This window comes from Chitinophaga sp. YR573 (assembly GCF_900110995.1).
GTDB lineage: Bacteria > Bacteroidota > Bacteroidia > Chitinophagales > Chitinophagaceae > Chitinophaga.
Map to the genome: position 1 here is coordinate 818,986 of NZ_FOJF01000002.1, position 21,415 is coordinate 840,400.

The 21,415-nt window shown below is 40.9% G+C and carries 15 protein-coding genes; 12 read left to right on the plus strand and 3 right to left on the minus strand.

Annotation, left to right across the window (positions count from 1 at the left end; genetic code table 11):
* Nucleotides 1-222 precede the first annotated feature (222 nt).
* Genes BMW86_RS23175 through BMW86_RS23205 form a run of 7 tightly spaced genes read left to right on the plus strand, consistent with a single transcriptional unit; the run spans nucleotide 223 to nucleotide 12,438 of the window.
* Complete coding sequence (locus tag BMW86_RS23175) at nucleotides 223-3,468, plus strand: SusC/RagA family TonB-linked outer membrane protein (protein ID WP_177189365.1); 3,246 nt, start codon at nucleotides 223-225, stop codon at nucleotides 3,466-3,468.
* Nucleotides 3,469-3,487: 19 nt separating this feature from the next.
* On the plus strand, nucleotides 3,488-5,164 hold the full coding sequence (locus tag BMW86_RS23180) for a RagB/SusD family nutrient uptake outer membrane protein (RefSeq protein WP_177189366.1): 1,677 nt from the start codon (nucleotides 3,488-3,490) through the stop codon (nucleotides 5,162-5,164).
* 23 nt (nucleotides 5,165-5,187) lie between these two features.
* Nucleotides 5,188-7,974, plus strand: coding sequence for a SusC/RagA family TonB-linked outer membrane protein (locus BMW86_RS23185; protein ID WP_089784378.1), 2,787 nt, complete (start codon nucleotides 5,188-5,190; stop codon nucleotides 7,972-7,974).
* A gap of 15 nt (nucleotides 7,975-7,989) precedes the next feature.
* Complete coding sequence (locus BMW86_RS23190) at nucleotides 7,990-9,621, plus strand: RagB/SusD family nutrient uptake outer membrane protein (RefSeq protein WP_089784380.1); 1,632 nt, start codon at nucleotides 7,990-7,992, stop codon at nucleotides 9,619-9,621.
* A gap of 16 nt (nucleotides 9,622-9,637) precedes the next feature.
* On the plus strand, nucleotides 9,638-10,690 hold the full coding sequence (locus BMW86_RS23195; protein WP_177189367.1) for a DUF5013 domain-containing protein: 1,053 nt from the start codon (nucleotides 9,638-9,640) through the stop codon (nucleotides 10,688-10,690).
* Nucleotides 10,690-11,490: a glycoside hydrolase family 16 protein gene (locus tag BMW86_RS23200; RefSeq protein WP_089784384.1), complete on the plus strand. Its 801-nt coding sequence runs from the start codon at nucleotides 10,690-10,692 to the stop codon at nucleotides 11,488-11,490. The genes BMW86_RS23195 and BMW86_RS23200 overlap by 1 nt, the downstream gene beginning before the upstream one ends.
* A 3-nt stretch (nucleotides 11,491-11,493) precedes the next feature.
* A complete protein-coding gene (locus BMW86_RS23205) occupies nucleotides 11,494-12,438 on the plus strand; it encodes a glycoside hydrolase family 43 protein (RefSeq protein ID WP_089784386.1) in 945 nt (314 codons plus the stop codon).
* 40 nt (nucleotides 12,439-12,478) lie between these two features.
* Here BMW86_RS23205 and BMW86_RS23210 read toward each other — a convergent pair whose 3' ends face one another.
* On the minus strand, nucleotides 12,479-12,778 hold the full coding sequence (locus tag BMW86_RS23210) for a helix-turn-helix domain-containing protein (protein ID WP_089784388.1): 300 nt from the start codon (nucleotides 12,776-12,778) through the stop codon (nucleotides 12,479-12,481).
* Between the two features lie 11 nt (nucleotides 12,779-12,789).
* A complete protein-coding gene (locus tag BMW86_RS23215) occupies nucleotides 12,790-13,320 on the minus strand; it encodes a hypothetical protein (protein WP_089784390.1) in 531 nt (176 codons plus the stop codon).
* 415 nt (nucleotides 13,321-13,735) lie between these two features.
* On the opposite strand from BMW86_RS23215, the gene BMW86_RS23220 reads away from it, so the two are divergent.
* The 3 genes from BMW86_RS23220 (at nucleotide 13,736) to BMW86_RS23230 (ending at nucleotide 15,443) form a co-directional block, all read left to right on the plus strand.
* On the plus strand, nucleotides 13,736-14,200 hold the full coding sequence (locus BMW86_RS23220; protein WP_089784392.1) for a hypothetical protein: 465 nt from the start codon (nucleotides 13,736-13,738) through the stop codon (nucleotides 14,198-14,200).
* A 15-nt stretch (nucleotides 14,201-14,215) separates the two neighbouring features.
* The gene (locus tag BMW86_RS23225; protein WP_089784394.1) at nucleotides 14,216-14,932 is read left to right on the plus strand and encodes a DUF2071 domain-containing protein; all 717 of its coding nucleotides are present in this window, start codon (nucleotides 14,216-14,218) and stop codon (nucleotides 14,930-14,932) included.
* A gap of 64 nt (nucleotides 14,933-14,996) precedes the next feature.
* On the plus strand, nucleotides 14,997-15,443 hold the full coding sequence (locus BMW86_RS23230) for a GyrI-like domain-containing protein (protein ID WP_089784396.1): 447 nt from the start codon (nucleotides 14,997-14,999) through the stop codon (nucleotides 15,441-15,443).
* A 90-nt stretch (nucleotides 15,444-15,533) separates the two neighbouring features.
* On the opposite strand, the gene BMW86_RS23235 is transcribed toward BMW86_RS23230, so the two are convergent.
* Nucleotides 15,534-16,421 (minus strand): EamA family transporter, encoded by an 888-nt coding sequence (locus tag BMW86_RS23235; RefSeq protein ID WP_089784398.1) that lies wholly within the window; start codon nucleotides 16,419-16,421, stop codon nucleotides 15,534-15,536.
* A 400-nt stretch (nucleotides 16,422-16,821) separates the two neighbouring features.
* On the opposite strand from BMW86_RS23235, the gene BMW86_RS23240 reads away from it, so the two are divergent.
* Nucleotides 16,822-18,441, plus strand: a complete 1,620-nt coding sequence (locus tag BMW86_RS23240) for a tetratricopeptide repeat protein (protein WP_089784401.1) — start codon at nucleotides 16,822-16,824, stop codon at nucleotides 18,439-18,441.
* Between the two features lie 189 nt (nucleotides 18,442-18,630).
* Nucleotides 18,631-21,405 (plus strand): TonB-dependent receptor, encoded by a 2,775-nt coding sequence (locus BMW86_RS23245; RefSeq protein ID WP_089784404.1) that lies wholly within the window; start codon nucleotides 18,631-18,633, stop codon nucleotides 21,403-21,405.
* Nucleotides 21,406-21,415: the final 10 nt, after the last annotated feature.

The window sequence follows — 21,415 nt, forward strand, 5'->3', positions numbered from 1 at the left end:
AAATCCCCCTGTCGGGTAATGGTCTAACTTTCGTTCTCAACAGAATGATATTCCTATTGTAAGCTATGTAATCGATTACTCTTTCCCGTTTTTGAAGAAGATTAGTCCTTGATTTTAAGATAACCGTTTGATGTAAAGTTAAGATCTCTTGCTTAGGGGGAAGGATTGCTTTCTAAACAACTAAAGTATTGCTGCATGATGCCACGAATTTTATGTAATAGGATGAAGTACACGCTACTTCTCCTGCTGACCCTTCTTTGTGAAATAGCATACCCGCAAGCTCCGGGTACTACTGTAAAAGGAACTGTCACGTCCAGTGCCGGCGCTTTGCCCGGTGTTAGTATTTATGTAAAAAATAATCCCAGGACTGCAACCACTACAGACGAAAATGGACAATATTCATTTGTAGTACCGGAGAATTCAACACTGGTGTTTTCATTTATCGGTTATAAGAACCAGGTGATAAATGCAGGTAGCAAAACACTGATTAATGTAGTGATGCAATCTGAAGACAAAGCATTGGGTGAAGTGGTGGTAGTGGGATATGGTAAACAGAAAGCGCCTACGGTAACGGGGGCTATATCTACTGTTTCCGGTGGGGAGCTGGTTTCTACACCGGTATCCAATATCACGAATATGCTGATAGGCCGTGCTGCAGGTATCAGTGGTATACAATCCAGTGGAGAACCCGGGCAGAATGCTGCTACCATCCGCATCAGGGGGATTGCCACTTTAAACGGGCAGGACCCATTGATAGTGATTGATGGAGTACAGCAACCGGCTGAACAGCCTTACGTTGTATTAAATGCAATGGATGCAAACGAGATCGAAAGCATCAGCATATTGAAAGATGCTTCTGCTACTGCGGTATATGGGATAAGAGGCGCTAATGGTGTTATTATCGTTACTACTAAAAGAGGAAAAACAAACCGGCCTAAGTTTAGTTTTTCTGCTAACGAAGGATATACAAAGGCTACTTCTTTATTGCCCATATTAGGCTCTTATGAATATGCACTGTTTAGGAATGAAGGCGTGTATAATGCAAGAGCTGCGGGTAACACCAGTTTTGATAACCTGTTATTTACAGATGATGAACTCTGGAAGTTTAAAAACAACCGGGATTATACTACGCAGGAAGTGGATGCCATGACCTTAACGGCAGACCAGAAGAATGCACTGAAAAACAGTCCTGCTTTATATTATACCAGTCATAATTATTTCAAGGAAACTTTTGCCGGACAGGGAAAACAGCAGCAATATAACCTGAATGTTTCCGGTGGTTCATCTAAAGTGAAATACTTTACTTCATTAGGTTATTATCATCAACAGGGTATTTTAGCGAATACAAGTTATGGTGATGCTAATACCAACTCCGATTTTCACAGGTATAACTTCCGCTCTAATTTTGATATAGATGTGTTCCATAATTTCCAGATCAGTGTGAACCTGGCAGGACAATCATCCGTTTCCAGATTCCCTTCAGGCGGCTATGGCCCTGATGATATAGGAGACAGATACCAGAACATTATACAGGGGATTTTTGAAAGCAGTCCATTTGTTGGTCCTGGTATTGTTGACGGACACCTGGTGAATGGTTTCATCGGTACTTCCGGCGATGGTATTAATCCATTAGTAGGAAAGGGTGGGAGTGGTGTATCTCCATTTACCTCATTATTATCTTCCAGTGTAGTGACGCAATATCTTACTACATTAACCAGTACGGTGACATTAAAACACCAGATGGATTATCTCACAGATGGATTAAATGCTAATGCAAGAATTGCTTATGATGATAGTTATACAAAAGGATTTTATGAACAGAAAAGCATTCCGCAGTATAAAGCAATGCGTGATCCTGCCAACCCTGCTAATATCCTTTTCACAGGCGGGCAACTAAGTCCCAACAGTACTTCTGATAACTGGGGTAACAGCGCCTGGCGTAAAGTGTATGTGGAAGCATCTATAGATTATCAGCATAGTTTTGGTAACCATAATGTTTCTGCACTGGTATTGGGTAATGCGCAGAAATATACGGCGAATGGCATGTCTTTTAATACACCTTCCGGTTTGATGGGATTAGTAGGCCGTGCTACCTACAACTTTAAGGAAAGATATTTAGTGGAGTTCAGTATGGGATTAAACGGAACAGAGAACTTTGCACCGAAAAAACGTTTCGGTTATTTTCCGGCAGTATCTGCGGGCTGGGTAATATCTAAAGAACCATTATTTCCTGAAAATAAATGGGTTACCTGGATTAAACTGAGAGGTTCTTATGGAGAAGTAGGGAACGACCAGATGAATAACCGCCGGTATTTATACCTGCCAAACTCATGGGCGTATAGTGGTTATGGTTATTATTTTGGTAACAGCAATGGTTCCAGCGCGAATCCTTATTATAGTGGTGCTACGGAAACTGCTTTGGGTAATCAGGAAATAACATGGGAAAGGGCTAAGAAGCTCAACCTGGCAGCTGATTTAAGATTTATAAAAGATAAATTATCCATTACCGGTAGCCTGTTTAAAGAAAAGAGGAATAATATCCTGGTAACGTTACAGACAATACCTGCTACGTATGGGGTACCTTCTTCCAGTGTACCCCCATCCAATTTAGGAAGAGTAACTAACCAGGGATATGAGATAGAGTTAGGATGGAATGATAATATTGGTAAGGTGAATTACTTTGTGAAGTCTAACTTCTCGTATGCTAAAAACAAGATTGAGTATATGGCAGAACCGCCTTATGCTTATCCCTGGATGAATCAGACGGGTTATTCCATCGGCCAGTACAAAGGATATATCACAGATGGATTTTATAATACACAGAAAGAGTTAAGTAATCGCCCTTATAATACAAACGGAAATAATGCAAGGTTAGGTGATGTGAGATATAAAGATATTAATGGTGATGGTATTATTGATAATAAAGATCAAGTCCCTATTGGCTATTCCAATCTACCTCGTATTGCTTTTAATTTATCATTAGGATTCTCTTACAAAGGATTTGATGTATCAGCCTTGTTCATTGGTACGGCGCAGGGTTCTTTCCCCCAATCAGGTTATATCCTGAGCACTCCTTATGCCAAGAATGTAGGTGCTGTATTTCAGCCTTATTATGATGGACACTGGACAGCGGAGAAGTATGCAAAAGGAGAGAAAATCACGTATCCTGAATTTTCTTTCGCAGGATCTGGCCCTAATAACCTGTTCAGTGATTTCTGGTTGAAGTCGAACGACTTTAAACGTTTAAAGAATCTTGAGATTGGTTATTCTGTGCAGAACCGTCGTTTCCTCACCAGAACACATATCAGTGGTATCCGCATCTATGCCAACGGGAATAACCTGATCACCTGGAGCAAGCAGGTAATGAAAGGGATAGATCCTGAGCTGGCAGACGATGGGAAGTCCAGTATGGGGTACATCTATCCCCTTACCAAAACATTCAATTTTGGTACAAACATCCAGTTCTAATCAAAGTAAATCCAACGTGATGAAACGTATTGTATATATACTGCTGCTGTTTGCAATGGGTGCCTGTCAGAAAGACTTTCTGCAGTTGCCTATCTCCAACAGCACTACCACCGATTCGGTTTTTTCTACTACTATAAAAGCACAGAGTGCGATTGCCAATGCCTATCAGCGGGCATTATGCCAGGGTATCCCTTATCAGTCTTACTGGAACTCCATGATCACAGATAATATCTCCGGTGCACTGACTTATGGTTTTGCATGGACATGGGGCAATGGTATTGCCACTTCTACTGGTTTGACAGCCAGTGGAAATATAGAAGACATGGATGGATATGCATTTAATTTCACGGCTATCCGTCAGGCATATCTTGTAAAAGAGAATATCGATAAAGTAACGGATATGTCCGGCAGTGATAAAGCCATTGTAAAAGCAGAGATGCAGGCGCTGGTGGCTTATCGCTATGAGCAGATGTTCATCATGTATGGTGGTGTACCTGTTTTAAGTAAAAGTTTAACTGTCAATGATAACCTGTCTGTACCCCGTGCACCTCTGAAGGAAGTACTGGATTCTATTACTTCCTGGTGTGATGCGGCAGCAGCGGTATTACCTTCTCAATGGCCGGCCACCTTTACGGGCCGTATGACAAAAGCAGCCGCTTTGTCAATTAAGGCAAAAGCGCTCTTATACGCCGCTCGCCCTTTATTTAACACTGGAACGCCTTACCTGGATTTTGGGGCCAATAACGGGCTTATTTGCCTCGGCAACAGTGATCCTGCCAGATGGCAACAGGCAGTATTAGCTGCGGAAGCGGGGATTCAGGAAGCGGAACAGAACGGAGGAGCTAAAATCATCAATACTGGTCATCCGCTGGATGACTATGGCGCTGCCACTTCCACGCCTTCAAATGCAGAGGTATTGCTGGCATTCAAATCTGAAAGCGGCAGTATGAATACGTTCTTCAACATGCATAACTGGCAGGCATATGGGAATGGTCTTACTACCAATTACCTCGAATTTTATTATAAGGCAGATGGCACTAACCAGGTATGGCCTACTTCCTCTACTGCGTTTTCTGATTACCTCACCCGTATACAGGATATGGAACCGCGCTTTAAAGCTTCCTTTAAAGCCTGGGAGATAGATACCTGGAACAATCCCAATGATGATTACTGGAGTAATAAAACGCTCTTTCAGTGGCAGTCGAATGTCTGTGCTTTTCCGGTGAAGTTTTATTATAAAGCAGGTACACGTGGCTGGTTCGAATTTCCTGTATTCCGTCTGGCTGCGCTTTATCTGAATGCTGCAGAGGCATACAATGAAATGGGACAATCTGCTAACGCGCTTATAAAACTGAATGTGATCCATCAGCGTGCCGGGCTTCCTGCTATTACTGAAACAGACCAGGCTACATTACGCACTATTATCCAGCGGGAATGGGCCGTGGAATTCTTTGATGAGAATTACTGGCTGCATGATATCAAACACTGGAAACGCAGTGATATCGGCAATGGGTTAATAGGGGGTGGTATCCGTACGCTGAAGTTTAATGCGCAGACTGGTGGTAAACAAACCGGTAATACGGATTATGAAGATGGCGTATTGTACCAGGGCTTCTGGGCGCCCCGTCAGTACTTAAATCCTTTTCCGCAAACGGAGATCAACAAAGGAACGCTTATTCAGAATCCGGGCTATTAGTCTTCATATAAAAATATTCGAAAATGACTTGTAGGAAATTATTACTTATTATATCCATGTTCGTGTATCAGGGAGCGATAGCACAGGATTCTACTTCTGCTATCTCTACTGTTACCGGGGCAGATCTCTATAAAACGCCTGCTGCTAACATTACCAATACATTATATGGTCGCCTGCCGGGTTTAACCGTGTTGCAGGGCTCCGGAGAACCGGGGTATGATGGCGCTACTATGACAACAAGAGGAATTGGTACTTATGATAATAACAGTCTTGTTATTTATGTAGACGGTTTTCAGGTTACATCCGATTACTTTCAGTATTTATCTTCATCTGAAATAGCCAGTATATCTGTATTAAAAGATGCTGCGGCCTTAGCTACTTTTGGTATGAGAGGTGCTAATGGTGTGTTATGGGTGGTGACTAAAAGAGGGCAGCAAAGCAAACCTACTATACAGTTTCAGGTGAGAAGTGGTATACAGCAGGCGATCAATATAGATAAGCCTTTAGGCTCGTATGATTACGCACGTTTGTATAACCAGGCGGTGAGTAATGATAATTATGCGGTGAATGGGAATCAGTATGTGTGGTCGCCTAAATATTCAGATGCTCAGTTAGCGGCTTATAAAAACGGAACAGGAATAAATGTAGACTGGTTTGATGAAGTGCTGAAGAAAAGCACTCCTTATACAGATGCGAACCTGATATTCAGTGGCGGTGATTCAACTGCAAAATATGGTGTGATACTGGACTATATGAAAGACCAGGGATTATACAATGTGTCAAATGGGACATCTACTTCCAATGCACAGATACAGCGATTTAATCTCCGCTCTAATCTCGATTTTAACTTCTTTAAGATCTTTGAAGCGAAGGTAGATTTAGGAGGAAGGATTGAAGACAGGCGTTATCCTAATTTTAACGGTCCTTCTCTGTGGAATAATTTAGCGGTGTACCCTTCTAATATTTACAATGTTAAAGATGCAAGCGGTAACTGGTCGGGGACCACTATCTATCCCAATAATCCTGCAGCTTCTGTAAGAGCATTAGGATGGGCTTCTACCCACGACAGGACTTTACAGGCTAACTTCAATCTGAAAGAGAAATTCGATTTTATCACTCCTGGTCTTTATCTGAATGAAGCCGTTTCATTTAATACCTGGACGCGTAACGCTGCCAGCAAAACAGCTACCTATGCCAGGTTTTATAATGGTACACAAACGACTACCGATAAAACAACAGACATTGTAGCCAGTGGCACTTCTCCCGTTGGACAGTATGACTGGAAACAGGCAAATCTTACAGCGGGTTATGATCATACCTTTGGTGTGCATGCTTTCTCTGCTGCGGTGAATTATTTTGCCAGCAATTTTATAGAGGACTGGAATGGTGATCTGAACGGATCGGGATATAATACAGGTAATAATATCTATCATCATTATACTAATCTTAGTGGCCGTGTGCATTATGTTTTTGATAACCGTTATGTAGCGGAGTTTGGCTTTGGTTATAGCGGATCAGATAATTTTGCTCCGGGGCATAACAAGGGGTTTTATCCGGCAGTTTCTGCCGCATGGATATTGTCCAATGAGAAATTCCTGCAACAGAATCCCGTTGTAAATCTCCTTAAACTAAGAGCCTCTGTAGGTAAAACAGGTAATGAAACGTCCAATGCAGGCAGATATCTCTACCAGCAGTATTACGTGAGTAACGGAACCTTTTATACCGGTAATAACAGCTTTACCGGCAATAGTGGCATCGCTCCTTCTTATATCGCTAATCCCCGCATCTTTGCTGAGCACAGTGTTAAATACGATGTGGGCGTAGATGCGAACCTCTTCAATAAGTTGAATGTTACAGCAGATCTTTACATGGATAAGCGAGGTGGTATTGTTACTTATGATAACAATACTTACCTCGCTACACTGGGTACATCATTCATGTATCAGAATGTGGGTAAAGTGACCAATAAGGGATTGGAGATGTCTGTTAATTTCAATGATAAGATTGGCAAATTCGGATATAACATCGGTGCCATGGCATCTTACAGCAAAAACAAAATAGATTATCAGGCAGAAGTAAAACCTGTGAATGATTTCAGTAAAACAACCGGACTGGCAATAGGTACACCTATGGGTTTAGTTGCAGAAGGCTTTTACCAGATGAGTGATTTTAATGCAGATGGTACATTGAAAGCTGGCTTACCTGTACCTGCATTTGGCGCAGTACAACCGGGAGATATGAAATATAAGGACCTGGATAAGAGTGGTTATATAGATCAGAATGATGTTACTAAAATTGGCAATCCTTCTTATCCTTCTTTATATTATTCATTTAATGCGGGTGTTTCTTATGCAGGATTTGATTTCCAGGTATTTTTCCAGGGTGCAGCAGGAGGGGATTATAATCTTGGCAATTCACTTGCACAAACAATGGCTTTTGTCAATAACTCTAATGTCTATGCAATAGCCAATGGAGCATGGGCTTATTATCCGGATCAGGGAATAGATACCAGGAATACGGCTACTTATCCAAGATTAGGTACACAGTTGAATACTAATAATTACAGGAACTCTACATTCTGGATAAAGAAGAATAATTTCTTAAGGGTCCGCAATATAGAACTGGGGTATTCTTTGCCTGAGATGGTATTGAATAAGTTGCATTTATCGAGGTGCAGGATCTTTGTCAGCGCTACTAATCCTGTTACCTGGAGCAGCCTGTTGAAGAATTATAACCTGGACCCGGAAACACCTTCTGGTTATCCTGCCCTGAAATCATATACCAGTGGGCTTAGTCTTAGTTTCAAATAATTAAAAAGAATAGCTATGCGTCTATATATTTATCTTTCAATAATAGTTGCCCTGGCATCTTCCTGTTCGAAAGATTTCCTGGAAACCCGGATTGATACTTCACAAACGGATGGAACGATTGCATCTAATTATGCCACGTTGTTTTCTTTTGGGAATGCACCGTATGTATACATGAGGGATGGATTGATTACGCTGGATGGCAACCTGTTTGCGGCAGCAACAGATGAAGCGGAACAAACAGCTCAGGCATCATCTTCCCAGTTGTTTAATCAGGGCAGCTGGAATGCCACTACTAATCCGGATAACTATTACAGTAATTATTATGCAGGTATCAGGGCAGCGAATTATTTCCTGGAACGTTCTGTTCCGTATAAAACGATATTGGGTACCAGCAGGGATACTATCTCTGCTTCTGAAAAAATCAATTATCATAATGATGTGCAGAATATTGCCTGGTTAAGAGGGGAAGCACATATGCTGCGTGCGTGGTATTATTTTGAGTTGTGCAAGCGTTATGGCGGTGTTCCATTAGTGACGAAGGTGTTAACTACATCTGATAATACGAACCTGCCTGCTGCTCCTTATGATAGCATTATCAGTTTCATTGTAAGTGAAGTGGACACTTATAAAGACAGCGTACAATTAAACTGGAAAACTTCTTCTTTTTCGAATTATGATGGCCGCTTTACTAAAGGCGCTGCACTGGCTATTAAAGCCCGTGCATTGTTATATGCTGCCAGTCCTTTGCATAACCCTGCTGGAGATGTTACCAAATGGCAGAAGGCGGCAGAAGCTGTGCATGATGTGATAGCATTGGGGCAGTATAGTCTGGATGCAAACTACCGGACTTACTTCTTACAGACCAATGCGGTGACCAGTAATGAAACGATCTATGCTATCCGTGAATCTGCTTCTAATGTACTGGAGACTTCGAATTATCCAATTGCTACTTCCGGTGGTAAAAGCGGCGTAACTCCTTCGCAGAACCTGGTAGCGGATTATGAATATACAGGTACTCCTGATCCTGCTAATCCATATGTTAACAGGGACCCTCGTCTTGGTTATTCTGTTGTTACCAACGGTAGTACCTGGAACGGGCGTACGATTAATATAGCAGCTGGTGGTACTGATGATATGGCTAATACTAACAGCAGCAAAACAGGGTATTACCTGAAGAAGTTCCTGAATGACGGATTAAATCTTATACAGGGACAAACAGTGGTGCATACCTGGATCGTATTCCGTTATGGTGAGATATTACTGGAATATGCGGAAGCGATGAATGAAGCGTATGGCCCGGATAATGACAATGGTTATGGTCTTACTGCCCGTGCTGCACTTAATATGGTGCGTGGTCGTACGGGTGTGAATATGCCTGCTGTAACCACTACAACAGACTTTAGCGCCGCGGTGAAACATGAGCGTAGAATAGAGCTGGCATTTGAAGATCATCGTTACTGGGACCTGATCCGCTGGAAAGATGCTGCTGTGGCATTGAATGCTCCTTTGCAGGGAGTGCATAGTGATTATACTGTCTTTAATGTAGAGAACCGTGTGTTTGATGCAAGTAAGATGTATTACTATCCGTTCCCACAGTCGGAGATCAGTAAATCGGGTGGTGTGTTAAAGCAAAATCCTAATTGGTAACATTTTAATGAGTACTATGAAAAAGTTATGTCTGTTCTTTCTGGTATGCATCTTTGCATGTAATAAAGAAGAAACAAAATATGGTATTACTAATATATTCATGCCACAGGCGGTGAATCTTTCCGGTGGGATTAATGCTAATTATCCTGTTCCTAATGGTACGGATTCTTCTACTTTTAATTATTATCTGGAGAATAATAAGATAAATGTAATCTTAGGGGTTTCCCGTTCCGGGATGCAGGCATCTGAAGGTTTCTCTGTGAATATTGTTACGAATACAGATACTGTTAATCAGCTGTTGGCAAGTGGTATTTTAGATGCATCTACGCTGTTGATGCCTGCGGATATGTATACATTACCTGCTAATGTATCTGTGGATAATGGTAAAAGTCAGGCTACTTTTAGTCTGGCCATAGACATTGATCAGATTAAAAGCAGTCAGTATATAGGTAAGAAACTGGCGTTGGCAGTATCTATCAAAGGCAAAGAAGTAACTTCTGCATTATCTACTACTATTGTGATCGTGAATGTAGATGCACTGGTAATTGGCCCTTCTGTGAATATCACGGGGGATTATTTAAAAAATGCGGGGTTACCGTTTATTGCTTCCGCGATGAGTTCAGGTGGACGTTGGGGTACACTGGCCGACTGGACAGCCAATGCGGCTGCTAAAAGTCATGGTGGTTATGGTGGATTTGCCAGTGACAATGGTGGTACAATGGATCTGGAATCCGGCTGGGGATCGCCGGCTATTCATAATGGCAAGCTTTATCAGACGACTACATTGCCTGCGGGGACATATACTTTTGATGTTTCTAATTTGCAGTGGCAGGGAACACTGGATCCTGCTTATATTGTGGTAGCACCGGGTATGGATTCTATTCCTGATTATGGGGATATTGTTGGTAATACATCGATCTCTTATACCCTGTTTACAGCTCCTTTGGTAACGTTTACTTTAACACAAACAACAAATGTAACTTTAGGTTTTGTGGTAGATTATATCAAGGATCAGCAGGGGTTCAAGATTTATAATGTGAAACTATTAAACTATCCTAAGCATCTGTAATGAAACGACTAATCTTCTTTGCACTTTTGTTATATGCATATACTGGTATGGCCCAGTATAAACTGGTATGGTCAGATGAGTTTAATGTGGATGGTGCTCCTGATACTAAGAACTGGAAACCGGAAACCGGCTTTACCCGTAATGAAGAGTTGCAATGGTATCAGTTATCGAATGCTTATGTTAAAAAAGGAATGCTCATCATTGAGGCGCGTAAGGAACACCTGCCTAATCCTGTTTATGTAGCGGGTAGTACGGATTGGCGTAAGAGCCGCCCTTTCATTGAATATACGGCCGCTTCTATCAAAACAGAAGGTCTGCAAAGCTGGAAATACGGGCGTTTTGAAATGCGGGGCCGCATTCCCATAGAACAGGGGTTATGGCCTGCCTGGTGGACGCTGGGAGAAGCGGGGCAATGGCCTTCCAATGGGGAGATTGATATCATGGAATATTACAGAGGGAAGCTGTTGGCCAATATAGCCTGTGGTACTGCTACTGCTTATAAAGCGGAGTGGTATAGTACTAAGACTCCTGTAAATGCTGCCTGGGCATCTGAATTTCATACATGGCGTATGGATTGGGATGAGAATGCTATTGCTTTGTTTGTAGATGATAGTCTGTTAAATAAAGTGGAGCTGAGTAAATTGCAGAACAAGGATGGCACGGGGATTAATCCCTTCAGACAATCTCATTACATGTTATTGAATCTGGCGCTTGGTGGGATGAATGGAGGGGATCCTGCGCATACAACATTTCCCAGGAGATTTGAAATAGATTACGTTAGAGTGTATCAAAAAAAATAGACCATGAAATTATTTATCATATTATTACTGGCGCCATTATTCACTTTTGCACAATTCAAACCGGATTCCATCTGGTATGATATTAAAGGAGATACTCTCAATGTGCATGGCGGAGGTATATTATATGATCACGGCACTTATTACTGGTTTGGTGAAAAGAGGGGCAAAGGTGCTTCAGAAGGAGTAACAGTTTATTCTTCTTCGAATCTTTACAAATGGAAGTACGAAGGGATGGCCTTATCTACTGTTGAAGGCAGTGATATCGAATCTGGTTGTTTAATGGAGCGTCCTAAAGTGATCTACAACAAAAAGACAAAGCAATACGTGATGTGGTTTCATCTGGAGCTGAAAGGCAAAGGATATGCAGCTGCCCGTGCTGCTGTAGCGGTGAGTAATAAAGTAACAGGCCCATACAAATATCTGCAAAGTTTCCGTCCTAACGGAAACATGTCCCGTGATATGAACTTATTTGTGGACGATGATGGTGTAGCTTATCACATCTACTCTTCCCACGAAAACTGGGATATGCGTATTGCCCGTCTGAGTGATGACTACCTGACATCTACTACTCAGGACTCATTATTATTCAGCAAACAGCGGGAAGCTCCTGCACTATTTAAGTATCATCACAAGTATTATCTTATCACAAGTGGTTGTACAGGTTGGGCACCTAATAAAGCGAGCATTCATGTTGCGGATAATCTCTTTGGTCCCTGGAAACTAATAGGTAACCCTATGACAGGCCCTCATGCAGACATCACTTTCTATGGGCAGTCTACCTTTATTCTCCCTGTCCATGGTAAAAGCGATGCGTTCATCTACATCGGTGATAAATGGGACCCCAAAAATCTGAAGAATAGCCGTTACCAATGGTTGCCGGTAACGTTCAGAAATGATAGCGTAGAAATAGCGTGGAAGGATAAGTGGGATTTAAGTGTGTTTAAATAGATGATCAGAGGGATTTTAGCGAAGATAATAATCCCTCTGATCATCCCACTTTCTTCTTTGGCTTCTTGGGGAATAGGTCGCTTGAGGTATATATAATAGGCTCTCCAAGTTCTGCTTCTAGCTTGGCTATTGTTTTAAGCGTTAAATTATGATTCCCTTTTAACCATTTATTGATCTCTGAAGGTCGCTTATTCATTCTCTCTGCCAGATCTTTTTGAGTATAACCTTTTTCCTGTAAGATTTGATTTATCCTTATCACAATATCTGTATATTGGCGCACAAAGATTGTTATTTCTTCGGGGGTTTCTTCTAGTATTCGTTTTGCGACTTTACTTCTCATCTCATTATTTTTTATAAAAAAATTTCTTCATCTCCGTTATCTGTTAGTATTTTTCTTTTCTTATTATCGACAATAATCTCCTTATTCCTAAGTGCGTCCTCTATTCTTGTGGCGAACTGGCATGCTTCTCTCCATTTTAATGATAGATTTTTACTTGCCAGATTGGTCTGTGCAGATTTAACGCCTCCATTAAACAACACTACGAGATCTGGTCTATCATTGACTCTTAAAGCATACAATCTTAATGAGAAGCTTGGGAATGCAAATACGATTTCACCAACAGTAACTTTTCCCTTATTAGGAAGACCAACAACCTCATTTTCAAACCTGTTAAATAACAAATCATTAGCTCCATGATCTTCTCCAATACTCTTCAGAATAAAGCTTAATAATATTTGAGTAGATTGTTTAAACTCAGGTATTGCAGCATACTTATTAAAGAACTTATCAGTCTCGTTTTCTGTGGAATCTTCTGTACGGACAGTATAAAACGTACATTTACCAGCTTCGGTATCCCATATTTCCAATGCAAATGTATTCATTTATAAGTGAATTTAAAAATTTACTTTGAGGTACTTGTTTCTATTTTTTCACCATTAAAATGGTCTAAAAAAAGCGCGAACCTAATTAATATTAGATGTAATTCAATGCGATCTTAAAAATGAACAAAATGAACAGATCGTTCGTGCAGATGGTTATCTCTATTGATAAATCTTTATCAAATTTTTAGTTTGAGAATTATTTTTATGAAAGTTTTATTGGTTGATTTATTTTCGAAAATAAATACATAGTTTTGTTTTAGAGAGATGTAAAATCTGTTACTTACTTCGATAGTGTTCTCTCCTTTTCTCCCCTGCGATATTATTTAGTATGATATAGGATTGCCTGGTTCAAAGCATCAATGGTAGGCGGTTTTCTATGCGAAAAAATTAATTATTAATTGAAAAATTAAATAAAATGGAAGACTTATTAAATCGTAAAAAGGAGCGCCGTGAGAATATTCTTATTTTTTTAAGAAGCCATGTGCTGTTCTTTAACTTTTTTTATTTATTGTTTACCAGGCAGGTAAGTAAACATATTATTTATCGTATCATTATTGTTTTATCCACAATTTTAATTATGAGTTTGTTTGTTAATCCTTTATTGTTCTGCATGGCAGGTGGTGTGGCCTTGGAAATTACAAGGTTGGTTCAGTATTTTACTACACCTGAAAATAAGAGGAAGATGCAGTATAGTGCAGGCGTGCATGTCTTTTTCTTTTTTGCTACACTATATTTTAGTGCACTTATCGGAATTGTTTATTTCGATGATGTGCATGTAGCTTATAACAAAGCATTACTTATGCAAACAGGTGCTTCTGCACCGGCAATTATAAAATCTTTAACTGATAGTATACCAGGATCGTTTACTTTTAAGCAATAGAAGTTCAGTTGCATTATGAAATTACCAATCATACACGGGTACATTGACAGGCGGATATTAGTCAATTTTACAGCAAATCCAGAAGATGTAAAGAAGATCATTCCTGCACCTTTTCGGCCTAAGATTTATAAAGACAAGGCCATTGTTGGAATATGCCTGATCAGGTTAAAGCATGTTAAGCCCAAAGGCTTTCCGGACTTTATGGGTATTGCCTCTGAAAATGGAGCCCACCGTATTGCAGTTGAATGGGATGAGGATGGCGAAACTAAAGGAGGTGTTTATATTCCTCGAAGAGATACCTCTTTAGGATTAAATGCATTAGCCGGAGGCCGGATATTTCCTGGCAAGCATCATAAGGCAAAATTCAATGTGCAGGAAGGTGGGGGTAAATATCATATAGACTTTACCAGTTCTGATAGTACCAGTATTTCTATTGATGCAAAGGAAAGCAGTATTTTTAAACAGGATTCCATTTTTAATACATTGGAGAATGCTTCCGCCTTTTTCGAGAAAGGAGAGAAAGGGTATTCTCCCAACGGAAACAAATATGAAGGATTAAAGTTACAGACATATATCTGGAAGGTAAGTCCGCTGGAAGTATCTGCTGTGCAATCCAGCTTTTTTGAAAATGAAACCATGTTTCCTAAAGGAACTGTTCATTTCGATAATGCGCTATTAATGAAAGGAATAGAACATGAGTGGCATAGTATGGCAAATAAACAAAGTATTTAATTCAATCACCTACTGACATAGGGTTGTCACTGCCTACTTCCATATTTGCAATAAATAAGAAAAGATGGACACTCAAGAGCTCAAATCATTTAATATTATTGGTATTGCTGTAAGGACCACCAATGAAAATGGACAGGCAGGTATTGATATTCCCGTACTCTGGGATAAGTTTATATCAGAAGGGATAGCAGATAAGATTCCTGGTAAGGTTGATAATACTGTTTACAGCGTGTATACAGAGTATGAAGGCGACTTTACAAAGCCTTATACTACTGTACTGGGTTGTAAAGTAAACACAGCGGATACTATTCCTGAAGGAATGAAAGGAATTGTGATAGAGAAAGGAACCTATATCAAGCGTACTACCGGCGTAGATAAAGTGTTCGAAGAATGGACTAAGATATGGAACTCAGACATCCCACGGATTTATACAACCGATTTTGAAGCGTATGGAGAAAAAGCACAAAACCCGGAAGAGGCAGCAGTTGAGATCTTTATAGCAGTTAAATAGTGGATGATTTTTTTGTCAGGTAATATAAACACCCCCGGCTATTAACCGAGGGGTGTTTTAATAAATACAGCACATTAAATTAAAACATAACTAACCTTCTTTTTTGATTATTAATGATTTGTAATAATTCATTGCTGATATTGCTATCAGCATAATTAGTATTCCGGCTATCTGTACAACACTTGTGTGTTCATTTAAAACTATAGTTGCACAAATGATCGCAACAGGAAGTTCAACAGTCATAAGTATAGAACTCACCCCCGCACCAATCTTCGGAATGCCCGCAGCAAAAAGAGCTGTGGGAATTGAAGTACCGATTACAGCAAGAAAAACCGCAATAAGCAAAAACTCATAACTGAAATGGCTGCCCGCGAGGATAGTATTTGCATTAACTATAAAAATAGCCAATGCAGAACCAGTCATGATCATCGTACTCTTTGGCAACCAATTTACATTTTTTCCGACCCTGCTGTTTGCTACTATGTAAATTGCATAGGTTAGGGATGAGCAGAGAACGAACGTAAGACCTTTCCAGGAGAACGATAATTTTTCTGCGTAAAAAAGGTTTCCTGCCATTACAGTACCGATAAGAATAAAGACAACAGTCAGGAGTTCCGGCCTGCCAGGCTTTTTTCGGAAAAGGGCCCATTCCAATAAAAGGCTGAACCAGGTAAACTGCATCAGGATCACGATAGCAAGTGAAGCTGAAATATAGCTTACCGACTGATAGTACAGATAATTGGTGAGACCTATGGTTCCTCCAGTGATCAATAGGGGAATTACCTGCTGCTTAGAAAATTTTCGCTTGCGGGATAGCAATAGGAATATACCAAGAAAAGCTGCAGCCAGCAATGCCTGTGAAAAGGAGAGCTCAGCAGCATTATATCCCCAGGAATAGAACAGCTTCACGAAAGAAGACATAGTCCCATACATGACTCCCCCGATGAGAACCATCAATATATATTTGAAATTTTTCACTTCAAGATTGTTTTAAAATAATACTTAATTAACCACATAGAAGAATTAGCGGCTAAACAACCTCGAAAGTTGACATAAAAACATGCAACAAGATGCATTTTTGCAGAAATGCAAAAATGGCAGGAGAAAAACACCGGTTATTCAGCCTTTAAGCTACCGGAGGAGGTGTATTTGAAGAAAAAAGTTTGTACATGGCTCTTTTAAGGATTTGAAACGAATGTAATAAGAAAATTTTAAACTCAAAGATTGACGATAATTCCGAAGCGGAGTTTTACAGATTAGCTCCTGTATAAGCACTTTCTCCCAATCCTTAACAATCACGTAACATTAAACTCTTTTCTTTGCCTGCAGCTTACGATTAACCTCCCAGGGACCGGAGGACGGATATTTACTTCCAATTATGAGAGTTTTCTTTGTTTTAGCAGCTTTAGCACTTGCCATAACGGTGAATGGGCAGGATAAGAACTTTACAGAAATCACCTACACCAAACAACTCAGTACACAACTTCCTGATTCAGCCCTGCTGGAACTGAAGAAGATGTACGATAAAGCTACCCAGCAAAAAGACCCCTTAACAATGGGTACTTCCCTGCAACGCATGGGAAATATCTGTTATTACCTGGGGAACTACCCACAGGCGCTGGACTTCCACCTCAGGGCAGATAAGATCTTCCGGGAACTGGGTAGGAGAGAACTCCTGGCAGGGAATCTGAATGATATGGGGATCCTGTATTATTATAACCGGCAGATCGCTTTAGCCAGAAAACAATATGAAGAGGCTTTGTCGATTTACCGGCAAACAAAGAATGATGAAGGACTGGCAGGTACTTACGGCCGTATAGGTCATCTCTATGAGAAACAACATAAATACGATAGCGCCTTTTATTTCCAGCGACTGGCCCTGCAACAATATAGTAGGATATCTAAAAAGAAAGGCATCGCCAAGATCTATGAGAATATAGGCAGTATTTATGAAGACCTGGAGAAATTTGACTCTGCCCGTTATTATTACCAGCACTCCTACGACCTCTACGAACAGTCCAAAGAAGATGTATCTATTATAGAGGTATTAAATAACCTGGGAGATATCTACCGGAAAACCGGTCATTATAATGAAGCAGTCATTCAGACCAGGCAAGCGCTCACCCTGGCAAAAGCGGCTAATGACCTGTACGAAGCAGGAGCTGCTTACCATGATCTTGGCAGGACGTACAAACTGTTAAATCAGAATGACAGTGCTTATTATTATCTGGAACTCTCCCGCCGGGCAACAATAGACATCTACTCCGCCGAAAACAACCGACAGACGGCCTTTTTAAGCGTATTGTTTGACATAGGCAAGAAAAACGATGAGATCGTAGAACTACAACATGCCAGAGACATCAATATTATTATAGCCATCGCCACCACCATTGTCATCTTATTATTATTGGTGCTGGGATGGGTGATCATCAGCCGGCAGCGCTTAAAAATAAGGAACGCAGATATCCTGGCCGGGCAAAACAAGCAGATGCACGATGCACAGCAGGAACTGATGCAAACAGCGCTGGAAAATAAACAGTTACTGGAAAACAAGCTGGTACAGGACCTGGAGATAAAAGGAAAAGAGCTGACCTCACACACCCTACACGTCATTCAGAAGAACCAACTGCTGGAAGATCTGCGTAATCGCCTGGAAATAATGGCCAAAGACGATAAAAGGGATCAGAAAAAGCAAATTCAGCAACTCATCCAGCAGATCAATCTCAATTTCAACTACGACGAATACTGGACCGGCTTCCGGGAGATCTTCGAACAGGTTCACCAGGAATTCTTCGCCAAACTGAAAGAAAGGAGAGATGACCTCACTTATAATGATCTCCGTCTGGCTGCCCTCATCAAATTAAACCTGGATTCAAAAGATATGGCCACTTTATTAGCCATCTCACCAGATAGTCTGAGGGTATCAAAGTATAGATTAAAGAAAAAACTGCTGCTGGAAGAGGGGGAAAGTCTCACTTCATTTATCAATTCTTTATAAGGTGATGTTACGGTAACAATTTGTTAATGTAGCGTACACTGCCTTTAATGATATTGATAATCAACAGTTTATTTTTACTTGTTCACTACCTGTATACGCCCCTGTTCACGATGTATCATTTTGTATACGGTGGTTTTTACGCTTACTGTTTGCCTTTATTCACATTTGCAGCATCAAAAAACTGCTACAATGAAGCGATTATTTTTTCTGTTTATCCTGTTGACGGCGATCGGGTTTTCTGCCCACTCGCAAAAAGTCAGCCTCAGTGGTCAGGTAGTTGATAAGCAATCCGGAGAGCCATTACCGGGTGCAACTATCAGCATAGAAATCTCAGAGCAAAAGCATTTTATCGTTTCCGGCCTGAATGGAACATTCATTTTAAAGAATCTTCCCAATGGTAGCTGGAAAGTAAAAGCAGTATATGTTGGTTACAACTCTTATAAGAACGAAATAACCGTAAATGGAACAGCTCCGAATATGGTTATTGAAATGGAAAGAAAGAACAATGACCTGGCAGAAGTGAACGTTGCCGGTAAACACGATAAAAGTACAGACGCATCTGCCATGCAGGCAGATAGAAAGGCTACCCTGGTGCAGAACTCCGTTTCTGCCCGTACCATAGAAATCTCTCCGGACCTCTCCGTAGCAAACGTGGTACAGCGTATTTCTGGGGTATCCCTGGAAAGAAGTACCAACGGTGAAGGTCAGTACCCTATCATCCGCGGTATGGACAAACGTTATATCTACACCCTCGTGAATGGTATTAAGATCCCTAGTCCGGATAACAAGAACCGTTACGTTCCCCTGGATATCTTCCCGGCAGACCTGCTGGACCGCCTTGAAGTAGTAAAATCCCTTACCCCGGACAGGGAAGGTGATGCTATCGGTGGTGCGGTGAACATGGTAATGAAAGATGCCCCTAACCAGTTAAGCGTAAAAGCAAACGTAGCCGCAGGATTCGCAGGTAAATTCACCAGTGAGGACTTCACCACCTTTGATAACAGCGCCAGCCTGGATCGTTCCCCACGTGCCACTAACGGTGCCAGCTACCAGGCAACCATGAAGGATTTCCCGAACAGCGCCTTCTCTCATTATGATAAACACAATCCTATTGCATCCTTATTAGGATTATCAGTAGGTGGTCGTGTGTGGAAAGATAAACTGGGTATCATCGTAGCCGGCAGTTATCAGAATAATTACCGCAATGTAAACTCTGTGTTCTTTGGTACTGAAACTGATATGAATAACGGAAATGCAACGGTAACCAGCATAGAACAGAGACATTATTCCATACAACAGCAGAGAAGTGGTTTACATGCCAAACTCGATTTAAAGATCGATGATAACAATAAGATCAAACTGTATGCTGCTTATCTGAATCTTGATAAAAACGAATTCAGGAGTGCATCGGATACCAACCTGCAATTAGGCAGGGTAGGAGCCGGTACAGGAAGGATCAGCAATAGTTACAGAACATATCATGATGTACAGCAGATCTTCAACGTTACATTAAACGGTACACATAAGATCGCGAAGCATTTTGGAATGGACTGGTCAGCAGTATATTCAAAGGCCAGCGATAACCGCCCTGATGAAGCTACGCTTGGCCTGGTAACAGGTGTGTCAAAAGATGCTAACGGTGCGCTGGTACAGGCTCCTTTAAATCTTGATCCGACATCTCACAGGGAATTCTCCCGTAACTCGGATGAAGATAAAAGCGGTTACCTGAACTTCACTTATAAATCAGAAATCGGTAAAGCAGATGTAGACTGGTCAGTAGGTGGTATGTACCGTAATAAAACAAGGACCAGCAGCTACGATGATTACACGTTGCGTCCTACAGATCCAAGTAACCAGGTATACGACGGTGATATCTCTCATAATAATTTCTCTGTATTCAATGGAGAAGGAACAGTTGATAATGCATTGAATTACGATGCAACAGAAAACGTTGGTGCTGCTTATGCGATGGTAAAGATCAACTACAAGAAATTTGAACTGACCGGCGGTGCGAGATATGAAAATACGGACCTCTCCTGGGAGAGCGCTGTACCTCAGACAGTGAAAGGCAAAACAGGTTCTATTACTTATTATGATGTACTACCAAGTGCATTGCTGAAATATTCACTGAATAAGAAACAGGCTGTCCGCCTTTCTTATTATTCTGCTATCAGTCGCCCTAACTTCTACGAAGTAATCCCTCACAATGGCGGAGATCCGGATGCTGATTACCAGGAAATAGGTAATCCTAACCTGAAAAGAACGACAGCAGATAACTTTGATCTGCGTTATGAATATTTCCCTAAAGGATTAGACCAGTTACTGGCAGGTGTGTTCTACAAAAAACTGAACAACCCTATTGAATATGCACTGGAAAATGTAGGAACAAACGTTTACTATACACCGGATAATTTTGGTAAGGCCAGTAACTATGGTGCTGAACTGGATATCACTAAGTATTTCAGATGGTTTGGTGTAAAAGCAAACTATACCTATACCCATTCTGAAATCACTACATCCAAGATTAAATATTATAGTACCAGCACGGGTACTTCTCAGATGACAGTAAATCAGAGTCGTCCGTTACAAGGACAATCAGCGCATATCGCTAATCTATCCCTGTTATTTAAAGATGATAATAAGTTAGGATTGAATGCACAACTGGCATTGGGTTATACCAGCAGAAGGATCAATACTGTATCTCAGTTCCTGGATAATGATATCTGGCAGAAAGCATTTACACAGATGGACTTCTCCGTAGAAAAGAAGATTACTAAACGTTGGTTTGTATATGCCAAGGTGAATAACATTCTAAATACACCTTATCAGTTAGAGATCAGACAACCTTATACCGGTAGTGGAACAGTAGGCGCAGTGCCTCACCAGGAACTCGGTAAAAATACATTTGTGCGTAAGGATACCTACGGATCAAATTACCTGTTAGGTGTAAAATTCAAACTCTAAACAATTAGTG